Annotated in this window: 1 protein-coding gene; it reads left to right on the top strand. The window is 68.3% G+C overall.

Features of this window, described 5'->3' with window-relative positions; all coding sequences use genetic code 11:
- Positions 1 to 57: 57 nt before the first annotated feature.
- The coding region (locus BFF77_RS32450) for an acyl-CoA dehydrogenase family protein (protein WP_141698627.1) at positions 58 to 700 on the top strand (643 nt) is incomplete at its 3' end.

The following is a 700-nucleotide window of genomic DNA, read 5'->3' as shown; positions in this document are numbered from 1 at the left end:
GCGTCCCGGCCTCCTCGTTCCTCACCGATACCGATCCTCACCTACGGAGTCGTCGCCATGGGGCACTACAAGTCGAATCTCCGCGACATCGAGTTCAACCTCTTCGAGGTGCTCGGGCGCGACAAGCTGTACGGCACGGGACCGTTCACGGACATGGACGTGGAGACCGCCAGGACCATCCTCGAAGAGGTCGCGCGCCTCGCGGAGAACGATCTCGCGGAGTCGTTCGCCGAGGGCGACCGCACACCTCCGGTCTTCGACCCGGAGACCGCCACGGCTCCGGTGCCCGCGGCCTTCCGCAAGAGCTACCAGGCCTACATGGACTCCGAGTACTGGCGCCTCGGCCTGCCCGAGGAGATCGGCGGCACCACCTCGCCGCGCTCCCTGATCTGGGCCTACGCGGAGCTGCTCCTCGGCGCCAACCCGGCCGTGTGGATGTACGCGTCGGGTCCGGCCTTCGCCGGCATCCTCTTCGAGGAGGGCAACGAGGCCCAGAAGAAGGCCGCCGCGATCGCCGTGGAGAAGCAGTGGGGCTCCACCATGGTCCTCACCGAGCCGGACGCGGGCTCGGACGTGGGCGCGGGCCGCACGAAGGCCGTCCGGCAGGAGGACGGGAGCTGGCACATCGAGGGCGTGAAGCGCTTCATCACCTCCGGTGAGCACGACATGTCGGAGAACATCCTCCACTACGTGCTCGCCC

The organism is Streptomyces lushanensis (assembly GCF_001700515.1).
In the GTDB taxonomy this organism is placed as follows: Bacteria; Actinomycetota; Actinomycetes; order Streptomycetales; family Streptomycetaceae; genus Streptomyces; species Streptomyces lushanensis.
The sequence above is the reverse complement of the archived record's forward strand: the minus strand, read 5'-3'. Positions and strand labels throughout refer to the sequence as shown.